The organism is Rhodothermaceae bacterium (genome assembly GCA_009838195.1).
Classification (GTDB): domain Bacteria; phylum Bacteroidota; class Rhodothermia; order Rhodothermales; family Bin80; genus Bin80.
In genome coordinates this window covers 17,804-27,491 of record VXSC01000041.1, presented here as the reverse complement: position 1 = coordinate 27,491, position 9,688 = coordinate 17,804, and the positions used below count along the sequence as shown (strand labels likewise).

Annotated in this window: 8 protein-coding genes; 2 read left to right on the top strand and 6 right to left on the bottom strand. The window is 50.4% G+C overall.

Annotated features, from left to right (window positions below; genetic code table 11):
• Window positions 1-397: 397 nt before the first annotated feature.
• Window positions 398-1,438 (top strand): proline racemase, encoded by a 1,041-nt coding sequence (locus F4Y64_09435; GenBank protein MXX97819.1) that lies wholly within the window; start codon window positions 398-400, stop codon window positions 1,436-1,438.
• A gap of 7 nt (window positions 1,439-1,445) precedes the next feature.
• On the top strand, window positions 1,446-2,429 hold the full coding sequence (locus tag F4Y64_09430; GenBank protein ID MXX97818.1) for a hypothetical protein: 984 nt from the start codon (window positions 1,446-1,448) through the stop codon (window positions 2,427-2,429).
• Between the two features lie 144 nt (window positions 2,430-2,573).
• On the opposite strand, the gene F4Y64_09425 is transcribed toward F4Y64_09430, so the two are convergent.
• From F4Y64_09425 to F4Y64_09400, 6 genes are all read right to left on the bottom strand, one after another.
• Window positions 2,574-4,766, bottom strand: coding sequence for a carbohydrate binding family 9 domain-containing protein (locus F4Y64_09425; GenBank protein MXX97817.1), 2,193 nt, complete (start codon window positions 4,764-4,766; stop codon window positions 2,574-2,576).
• A gap of 21 nt (window positions 4,767-4,787) precedes the next feature.
• Window positions 4,788-5,123 carry a hypothetical protein gene (locus tag F4Y64_09420; protein ID MXX97816.1) on the bottom strand — a complete coding sequence of 112 codons (336 nt, stop codon included), beginning with the start codon at window positions 5,121-5,123 and terminating at the stop codon, window positions 4,788-4,790.
• 5 nt (window positions 5,124-5,128) lie between these two features.
• Window positions 5,129-6,235, bottom strand: coding sequence for a tRNA 2-thiouridine(34) synthase MnmA (gene mnmA, locus F4Y64_09415; GenBank protein MXX97815.1), 1,107 nt, complete (start codon window positions 6,233-6,235; stop codon window positions 5,129-5,131).
• A gap of 25 nt (window positions 6,236-6,260) precedes the next feature.
• Window positions 6,261-7,073: an SDR family oxidoreductase gene (locus tag F4Y64_09410; protein ID MXX97814.1), complete on the bottom strand. Its 813-nt coding sequence runs from the start codon at window positions 7,071-7,073 to the stop codon at window positions 6,261-6,263.
• Between the two features lie 293 nt (window positions 7,074-7,366).
• Window positions 7,367-7,894 carry an adenine phosphoribosyltransferase gene (locus F4Y64_09405; GenBank protein MXX97813.1) on the bottom strand — a complete coding sequence of 176 codons (528 nt, stop codon included), beginning with the start codon at window positions 7,892-7,894 and terminating at the stop codon, window positions 7,367-7,369.
• A 469-nt stretch (window positions 7,895-8,363) separates the two neighbouring features.
• Window positions 8,364-9,674 carry a hypothetical protein gene (locus F4Y64_09400; protein MXX97812.1) on the bottom strand — a complete coding sequence of 437 codons (1,311 nt, stop codon included), beginning with the start codon at window positions 9,672-9,674 and terminating at the stop codon, window positions 8,364-8,366.
• Between the last annotated feature and the right edge of the window lie 14 nt (window positions 9,675-9,688).

Here is a 9,688-nt window from a genome sequence, read left to right as displayed (position 1 = left end):
GGATCGCGCTAAGGTAGCGCTAATCAGGCAGAACCGTCCTGCTATAAGATCTAAACTACTTGAACAGATTAACGGAGGAAAAGCCCGATATGGAGGAATCCGTGATCGCGCAAAATTGGAGGAAAACTTCAGGCAGAATTGCTTGCCGCTGTCCCTGCTCAATGGAACGGTTCCTGACTACAATAAATTTTTGGTCATACGTCGAAAACTGATGGCACAGAAGATCAAATATTGGTTTAAGTCTCTACCTTGACCAGATATTGAGAACCTACTTTTGATTAGCCTTGGTTGCTACAACTGCTTCCTCCTACATATTTCGAGATATTGCTAGTAGCCGCTTAGTCGGTTGAGGAAATTTTCTGTTGGATGAGGAGAACGCGTAGATTGAGAGAATTCTATGACGCTTCCTATTGATACAGTTGACAACTGGCACCCCGATGGACTCACTATCAAGTGCATCGATGCCCATACGGAAGGAGAACCCTTACGCGTAATCTTGACAGGCTATCCGCAACCCACAGGTGATACACTATTGGCGCGTCGGAACGAGCTGCAGACTCATCACGATGCACTGCGGACTGCCCTGCTTTGGGAGCCTCGCGGACACGCAGATATGTATGGATGCCTGATCACGGAGCCGGTTCATGAGAATGCCGATTTTGGAGTGCTTTTCCTGCACAACGAAGGGTATAGTACGATGTGTGGCCACGGGATTATTGCCGTAACGAAGGTGGTTCTCGAAACAGGAATGCTTCCAAAATCAGAACCTGAACCACGAGTCTTGATTGATACCCCAGCGGGATTAGTGACTGCATGGGCACGCATTGAAGCTGGGCAAGTGCAATCTGTTCGCTTCAGAAATGTCCCCTCCTACGCGCATGCCATGGACCAATTCGTTGATCTGCCAGATATAGGGCGAATCCGGTATGATATCGGCTTTGGCGGTGCATACTACGCGTATGTAGAGGCTGAGGAGGTTGATTTGGAAACAAGCCCCGGGTGTTATAGTGACTTGATTCATGTGGGGAAGATGATTAAACAAGCAATCATCGCCGACCTGCCAATTGTCCATCCCTACGAACCAGATATGGGCTTCTTGTATGGAACCGTCTTCGTCGGTGCTGCAAAATCATCGGATGCACACAGTTGCCATGTCTGCGTTTTTGCAGACGGCGAGGTGGACCGAAGTCCCACGGGAACAGGGGTGAGTGGCCGACTTGCGTTGCTTCATGCACGGAGAGAGCTTGCGCTTGGTGAGCCGATCATCATTGAAAGTATAATCGGAAGCTCCTTCACAGGAATGATCACGGAAGAGCTTCAATTTGGTCCACACAAAGCCATCATCCCAGAGATTGAAGGCCGTGCATTTATTACGGGCCAACACACATTTATTTTGGACCCTCAGGACCCCTTTCGAGACGGATTTCTTCTCCGATAAATTCACTATGGTGACCCTTCGAGTACTTTCAGGAAAAGAGATTGCTTCCGCCATATCTATGCGAGAAGCAATTGACCTAATGCGCGACGGCTTTGAGGCACTCTCGTCTGGACGTGCAAATGTACCCATACGCATGAACATGCCACTTGGAGAGCATGGGGAACGTGCATTGTTCATGCCGGCTTACTCCGCAAATCATTCGCAGGTCGGCCTGAAGATGGTGAACGTAAGTCCAGTAAATCCTGAGCGCGGACTTCCCCTTATCCATGCCATGGTCACTCTTAGCGATGCACAAACAGGCACTCCCCTGGCTCTCATGGATGGTGAATCTATCACGTCTCTTCGAACAGGTGCCGGTGCGGGATTGGCTACAGAAATCCTCGCGCGCCCAGCATCATCCGTTTTGGCAAACTTTGGTACTGGAGTTCAGGCATACACCCAGGTGGAGGCAGTCTGTACCGTACGTCCGATCAATAAAATTATTGTCTTTGGGCGCTCACCTCAAAATACAGAGAGGTTCATAGAAGAAATAGAACGCCGCCATGGTATCACCGTCACCGAAGCGAAAGAGCCGGAGGAGCTTGCCGAAGCGGATGTTATCTGCACTGCTACGACATCCATGACCCCTGTCTTTTCATCTCAACATCTTTCACCGGGGACACATATTAATGGAATCGGCTCCTACCGACCAGATATGACAGAAATTCCCGCTGATGTAGTGGCACAGGCGAAGGTGATTGTAGATCAACGCGAGGCATGTCTCAGAGAGGCAGGCGATCTTATCGTACCAATTCAGCAGGGACATTTTGACGCGTCGCATATCTACGGGGAATTAGGAGAGATTCTGATGGAGCGTATCCAAGGTCGCACCCATGATTCTGAAATCACTTTTTTTAAGTCCGTGGGCAACGCGATCCAAGATCTCGTGGTGGCCAGCTTTTTGGAAAAGCGAGCCCGTGAAATGAAGCTCGGCACCGAGGTGACGCTCTAACACGACGGTAGCTCCAAAGCGAACACAGAATCTAGAGAATACAGCTCAACTATTCACCGGAACACACCCTCAAGATCCCACTACTGCTACAGTCAGCCTGCCAGATCCCCCCTTGACGACGACCCTGTCGTAGTTGTACCGCAATCAATAGTGAAAGGTGTGCGTGTATTTGACGAGCACGGTGTGTCCTTCTGTCGATGGGAGGCGAGGCAGCACTCGGTCCCGATCCGTATCAAGGTTCTGGTTATAGACCACCCACAGGTCGTTGCCTTCCCTGAAATTGTACCGCACGCGTATGTTACCACTGACTACGTGCTGAATGCTATTGAGTTGGATAAAGACGTTTGCGCTGAACTTGGCATTCAGAGCACTGCCAATTCGAAGGCGAGCCAAGTGTGCTAGAAACGTATCATCGCGCGACGGAAAGCGGATTCGCGTCAACTGATAGGAACCAGACAGTTCAAGATGCTTCGACAAATACCAGATCGGTGCGGCACCCACGGCCACTTGCCAGCCATCGTAAAATGCACCGGTTTGAACGTGGGGACGAATTTGGAGGAGTCTTGTGTGTGATACATTGTATTTTGCTCCTATACGAAAAAAATTGTATCGACCGGCTGGGATCTGCACTTTGTCTGACAGCGCAAAGGGTGCCTCTAGGAGTTCAGATTGGATCTTGAATTCTACGCCGCCTCCCGCACCACTCTTGGCTACGAAATCCCACTCTGGACCTATTTCGGCAGTTTCGATCTCAAAGGACGGGCTGAAAAAAACAAATCCGCGCAAGCCAGGCCGGTGCCAGATCAGGGGAGAGTCTGAGCCCTTGATCCAGGTGTACGACATCGTATGATCCACAAGAAAGTAATTGATTCGTTGCGTGAATCCTATGCCCGGATCGTATGTGGGGCCGGCCCATTCTGCGATCGAATTATAGCCCCATCCCCGCCGCCTCCGCCGTTCTGCAGATATGGCAACGCGCGTAGCGTCAAATAAGTCGACATCTCCCGCTTCGTGGTCAATGGATTGCGACCATTGATAGATCAGAAAGTCTTCACCCTTCAAATGGACAATCCCATCGAGGCCAAAAGCCAAGTTGTAATTGCCGTTCCGTCCCAGTCGGCTCGTAAGCATGCCACCGAGCCGGCTAAGTCCGTCAGGCATCTGACGGCGTAGCCGTAGGACGCCGAAATTTTCTGAGGATCGTGTGTCACTGACGCCGGTTTGCATACTCAGCAGCCCAAAATCCCATCCGCCGATGCGGCCCACCGTGCGTCCACCGCCCCAGATACGTACGGGCTGACCATCGTCATCCAGACCGATGCGTCGACTGTGAAAGAGTCGGCTTTGGCTTCCTACACGAAAGTCAAACAGTCCCGAACGCTCCTGGAAGAACTGCCTTTTCTCAGGATAGAACAGGGAAAATCGCGTCAGATTGACCTGTTGGTCATCTGCTTCCACTTGGGCGAAATCGGTATTGAATGTCAAGTCGGCCGTCACGTTATTGGTCAATCCGTATTTTAGATCCAGCCCACCCTTCCAAGAGTTGGTGCGCATATCCTGGGCGGCATTAGGCCGCGATTCAGTACCGCCCAGACCATAGGCGGTCACGTAAAGCGGCCGCTCAGACTTGATGCCCTCAAACTCGATTTTTTGGGCCAAGGAGGGTTTGAGAAAGGCCCAATCGGTTATTGGCGGTACAGGGGGGAACACCACACGCTCGGTTTTGCGCGCAATCTTGCGCTGGAGAGCGATTCCCATTACCACGGCATCCTCTTTATTTTGGAATCGCAAACTGCTGATCGGAACACGAATTTCAGCGAACCACCCTTCGGGATCAATGGTCGTGGCTACGTCCCAGTACGTGTTGAAATCTCCGTTTATCCAGCCACCGGAAGAGATTCCACCTCCGCTTGCATCATTGGAAATAGCCGCATCCTTACGTATACCGGCTGGGGTCGTTGTAAAGAGCAGCGCAGTCTCACCATCGTTAAACGTATCAAGCAGGATTTCGAAATGATCATCTCCGCTCAGGCGGTCGCGGTAAAGGGTATTAGCACGAAGCCCGTCGGGGTCGCTGTCGAACGCGCGCAGCGCGAGGTACACATACTCGTTGTCGTAGGCTACCAGGAACTCGGTTCGTTCGGTCGCCGGCATGCCATTGTTGGGCTCGTACTGTACCGGGATCCAAGGCACAACCGAATCCCAAGCGGCTTCGATGCTCATGCCGTCCAGGGTGACTGGGCCTGCTACTCGTGGAATGGTCAGAGGTGGATGCGTTTGCGCAGAAGCGCCGTCGACCGTCCCAAGAAGTACTGCGAACATAAAAATGAATCGCATAAGCACGGAGCTGAGCCTGTCTCAACGGTTTATTTTCTCGATGCTGATCACTGAAACCGGCATTCCCCACATCACGGTCGTCATTACACCAGGCTTGAGACTAAGTACATAGCTTACGGCTATACCGTCTACCTGTAGTTCTTCATCAAGTGGATTAAGGGGATAATATCGTGTACCTGCTTGATCTACAATACCAAAAAATCCACCCTCAAAATTATTCCACACAATCTTCCCAGTTCCTCGAATCTGATTACCCATTTTTTCTGTATCAGTAGTTTCTGTATTGGTATCGGGTACATGACTCGTCTGGCAGGATGCTCCCAGCGTCGTCAACAGGATGAGTACGATTAGTCGCATTCGTCTCAGTTTTGGGATGCCGCCATCGTCTCCGCCCCCTCAAAAACACGCTGGATCCAGCCACCAGCCAGTAGATCCTCTCCCTCATACACGACGACAGACTGGCCTGGAGTAATTGCCGCCCGCGACTCCATGAACGACACCTGAAGCTCGTCGGCCGCTGTCTGCTGAACCAAACAAGGGGCCCCTGGGTCATTATATCGAATCTTGGCCAGTGCGGGTTGTTCCTTTGAGATTGACGGGTACTTCACAAGATTGATCTTGTCTGCAACTAACGTCTGTTTGAATAACTCTTCACGAGGCCCCACGGTAATTGTATTGGTTTCTGGATCAATTGCAGAGACATAGACTGGATAACCAAGTGCAAGATTTAATCCATGGCGCTGCCCAATGGTATAGAATGGGTATCCATCGTGACGGCCAACTTCCGTACCATCCGAAAGAATGATTGGCCCGTTACTTACCCGCTGATTCAACCCAGGCACACGATCCCGTAAAAACCGTCTGTAATCGTTGTCTGGAATGAAGCAAATTTCATACGAATCTGGCTTATGAGCCACACCCGTGAGTCCGAATTCAACCGCAAGCTCTCGAATCTTCGACTTTTCATAGTGACCCAGGGGGAAAATGGTGCGGGCCAGTTGTTCCTGTGGGAGCCCCCAGAGTGCATAACTTTGATCTTTTTGCTTATCCAAACCACAGGACAATATGAACCGCCCGTCCTCTTCGCGAACTTGGGCATAATGACCGGTTGCGATTTGTGGGCACTCCAAGTCATCTGCCCGCCGCAATAGTGCATCCCACTTGATATGCGTATTGCAAAGAACACACGGGTTTGGTGTCCGCCCTGCCAAGTATTCTTCCGTAAACCGCTCAATAACCCAGTCCCCGAACTCCTCCCGTATATCAACAATAAAGTGTGTAAATCCATGGGTCAAGGCAATCTGCCTCGCATCATTCATGGACTCTAGCGTACAGCATCCGACTTCTTTGCCACTGCGCCGAGGAGCACTTCCACTGTAATCCCATGTTTTCATAGTGATCCCGATCACCTCGTACCCTTGCTTATGAAGAAGCACTGCAGCGACCGAAGAATCAACTCCCCCGCTCATGGCAACAAGTACTCTGGGTTTCATCTTACAGTATGTGCTTGGAGTATCCACCGTCGACGGGCAGCGCGACACCCGTGATAAAACCAGCCTGTTTGCTGGCCAAGAATGTGGCTGCGGCTGCAAATTCCCAAGGCTCTCCCAAACGATTCAAAGAGGCTTGCATGGCCCATCCCTCTTCCACCTCCTCCTTTGTCTTTCCTTGCTGATCTATCAGGTAGTCTACCAAATGTTGCAGGCGCTCGGTCCTGGTGAAACCCGGCAGAAGCGTATTGACTGTGATCCCTTCTTTCCCAACTTCCTCAGACAGCGTTTTGGCAAAGCCTTGCACACCAGCCCGGGAAGTATTGGACAGATAAAGAGAGCCAATCGGCTGCTTCGCAGCTATTGACGTGAGCATCAGAATTCGGGCATGCTGATGCTCATGTGCCGCCCTCCGCAGATGCGGAAGTGCATGACGACACAAATTGATCGTACTTAATAGATTCAGCTCAATGCCATCCTTCCAGTCCTCTTCGGTGAAATCATCTATCAATCCCGTCTTTGGCCCACCAGCATTTGTGAATAGAATGTGTAGGTGACCAAACTTTTGTACGGATTTATGGATGGCGAGACGTACCTGCGATTCCTGAGTCACATCACACACCGTTGGGAAAATTTTCTCAGCGTCAGCCCAGTCGTTTTCCAGGATTAATGCTGCCGCACTGTTGATTCTATCCTCATCACGAGAGCATATGGTTACCTTGCACCCTTCACGCGCCAGTGCAATCGCAGTAGCGAGTCCCAACCCACCACTAGCGCCAGCTATAAAGGCTGCCTTTCCTTCAAGTCCAAGATTCATAATCTCCGCTCATTATTACATCAGTCACTTGTAACGCACTTCACGGCAGGATGGCTCAATTTTGAACAATGGTTGATCCGATTCTGCTTTAGTATTATTCTGGCTATCACCTCTATCTCTAAGGTACTTGCACATTAGATCGTGTTCAGCATACCATAAGTACGCGTGATTGAATCCGACTCCGAAACGCGATCACCACTCTACTTGCATCCAGATCAATTGGACCCTACAACCAGATCCACTCTGCCACCCTCGACCCAGGCTCCTGATACGCCATCAGGAACACCGACACCTTACATCTGGATCACGGAACGCACTTTCTCTTTGTACCTCAGCTTTGCTCTACCCTCCAATTCCACTAATTCTATCAGGAATGAAAGACCTACGATTTCCCCTGCACTTCGATCTACCAGATCTTCTACAGCGGCTGCTGTACCACCGGTCGCAAGGACATCATCATGGATGAGCACCCGATCACTTGGTCGTATCGAATCTCGATGCATTTCTAACGTGTCTGAACCATATTCGAGGTCATAGGAGACACTGTAGGTCTGGCGAGGTAGTTTCCCTTCTTTCCGAACAGGGATAAAACCAGCTCCCAACTCAAGCGCAATCATAGGGGCCATGACAAATCCTCGAGATTCTACTCCGACTACTTTCGTAATATTTTCCCCTTTGAACGGGAGGACTAGTTGCTCAACTGCCAACTTCAAGAGGGACATCTTGGATAAAATGGGGGTGATGTCCTTGAAGTGAATTCCGGATTTTGGAAAATCTGGAACTGTTCGAATCGCTTGCTCAAGTGTGTCTATCGGGTTCATAAAAATGCTCGCTTTGACCGTTCATATCAGTGCCGCATCAGGAATCCATCTCTTTGGTACCCGTCTACCACACTATGTTAATTTGAGAATGTGTACCTGCCCTCGTTGATTACATTGCGAGTATCTGCATGTCGCATACAAGGCATGATTATTTACCACGAGTCATCTTGCATGCACCTGACTGTGCAATTGTGCCATAAAGTAAGAAAAATTCTCTGAGTAACGGGGATATTCCTGATCTGTGTGAGCGTACACAGTGGCTTAGGTGAATTACTATTGCACACGCGGAGCCTCTGGCACGGAAACTAACGCAGAATGCCCTGCAGGGGGCGTTCCCTTGCAGGGCATTCGACCTTACTCCGTCCGGGGTTCTATTTCTGGAGGCTCGATTACAGAGTTCCGATCACTCCCCCTCCAGAGCTATCTACTACGTGAGGCTATGACCTATACAAATCCCGATGCAGACGAATTACCAACGATACGATGATCCCCGGCCAAGAAGCTGATTGATCCGATCTTTGATAATCGCTTCCCGGTTACTTTGACGTTCTTCCATGATCTTCCTCTGCTCTTCGATATCCCTGCGTTTCTGATCGAGTTCCTTCATCCTCACTTTCTGTTTATAGTCAAATATCTTCTCCAGCTGCTCTCGGAGCATCTCCTCCTTTTCCTGATAGGATTCTTCATCCGCCTGACGTAACTGCCGCGCTAATCGCCGCGCTTCTACTTCCATCTCTCGCAATTCTCTTGAATCTCCAAGTTCCCGACGTACATTATGCATCTGTATTTGTTGTCGAGATCCAGACCTTTGGTGAAGCCTATTTCGGATCTGGCGAACGGTACGGGACCGGTCTACCCTCTCTTCGGGGTCTCCTTTAATCCAGATAGTCACCGTCGTCGTATCTCCATCGGAATTGACAATCGCCCGCTCTATAAAGGTTTCCGCCTCAAGATCTCCCTCCTGGTTGCGTTTTGGAGGATTGTTCGTAGCCATCAATGTATCGCCATTTACACGAACGACCACCCCCGCTCCATGAAGGGGATGTGACCTCTCTCCCCTCACAACTATATCCCGTACGCGACTTAGGGGCCTCTCTGTAACCATCATTGTATCGCCATCTGCACTAATGATCACTTCCTCCTCTACGCCACGTGATCTATGGCGCATCTGGCGTCCGGTACGAGATCGGCGTCCCCACTCTTCACGGTCTGTTTCCGTCCAAATAGTCACCATCGTCGTATCTCCATCGGAATTGACCATCGCCCTTTCTATAAAGGTTTCCGCCTCAAGATCTCCTCTTCGGTTACGTCTTGGAGGATTATTCGTAGCCATCAATGTATCGCCATTTACACGAACGACCACCCCCGCTCCGTAAAGGGGATGTGACCGCTCTCCCCATACAACTATATCCCGTACGGGCCTCAGGGGTCTCTGCGTAACCATTATCGTGTCGCCATCTACACTGACCATTACCTCTTCCTCTACGTAAATGGGATCCGACCTATCTGCCCGTATAACCATATCGCTTGCGCGTCCTGGGTACCTCCTCGAAACGATCATTGTGTCGCCATCCGCGCTAACAATCACCCCCCTTCCACGCATTGGAGATGTTATGTTTACGCGCATTGGGAATGTCTTCGTTACAATCATTGTATCACCATCTGCACTAATGACCATTTCCTTCTCTACGCGAAGAGAATCCCGTTGGGCCTCGGCATTCTGGGCTATCATCAGAAGTGACATAAAAAAAATGGAGGCCAACGCAAAGAACTGTTTCATGACTAAAATTTGCT

Bases quoted from the DNA above. Each gene is read 5' to 3' on its own strand.
- F4Y64_09435 (MXX97819.1), top strand. From the start codon at position 398: ATGACGCTTCCTATTGATACAGTTGACAACTGGCACCCCGATGGACTC.
- F4Y64_09430 (MXX97818.1), top strand. From the start codon at position 1,446: ATGGTGACCCTTCGAGTACTTTCAGGAAAAGAGATTGCTTCCGCCATA.
- F4Y64_09425 (MXX97817.1), bottom strand. From the start codon at position 4,766: ATGCGATTCATTTTTATGTTCGCAGTACTTCTTGGGACGGTCGACGGC.
- F4Y64_09420 (MXX97816.1), bottom strand. From the start codon at position 5,123: ATGCGACTAATCGTACTCATCCTGTTGACGACGCTGGGAGCATCCTGC.
- mnmA (MXX97815.1), bottom strand. From the start codon at position 6,235: ATGAGCGGGGGAGTTGATTCTTCGGTCGCTGCAGTGCTTCTTCATAAG.
- F4Y64_09410 (MXX97814.1), bottom strand. From the start codon at position 7,073: ATGAATCTTGGACTTGAAGGAAAGGCAGCCTTTATAGCTGGCGCTAGT.
- F4Y64_09405 (MXX97813.1), bottom strand. From the start codon at position 7,894: ATGAACCCGATAGACACACTTGAGCAAGCGATTCGAACAGTTCCAGAT.
- F4Y64_09400 (MXX97812.1), bottom strand. From the start codon at position 9,674: ATGAAACAGTTCTTTGCGTTGGCCTCCATTTTTTTTATGTCACTTCTG.